Raw genomic sequence first — 399 nt, forward strand, 5'->3', positions numbered from 1 at the left:
CCCCCTAACGCGCACAGTCGCGTCGCGTCGACGGGAAGGCCGCGTTCCGGATGAAACGGACGCTGGGCGGCGAGACACCCGCGAAGTGCGATCGGCAGCGATCGGAAACCGCCGCAAATCGATCATGCCGTCATCGCCGTCAATACCGTCGGCGCCGCCCGGACCGCCGGGCCGCCGGCGCGGTCAGTGCGTCAGTGCGGTCAGGCGGTCGGTGCGGTCAGTGGCCGGCCATCCAGTCCAGCCGCCGCAGGATGATGCCCTCGCGCAGCGCCCACGGGCAGATCTCCAGCTGCGACACGTTGAGCAGGTCCAGCGCGGCGTCCGCGACGACCGCCCCGGCGACGAGCTGCGCGGCCCGGCCCTCGGAGACGCCGGGCAGTCCGGCGCGCTGCTCGGTGC

The 399-nt window shown here is 73.4% G+C and carries 1 protein-coding gene; it reads right to left on the bottom strand.

The window, feature by feature from the left end; translation table 11 throughout:
- Nucleotides 1-217 precede the first annotated feature (217 nt).
- On the bottom strand, nt 218-399 hold a 182-nt coding region (locus AC1DSF_RS31150; protein WP_478184171.1), incomplete at its 5' end, for a Ppx/GppA phosphatase family protein.

This window comes from Variovorax sp. 01N429 (assembly GCF_056399425.1).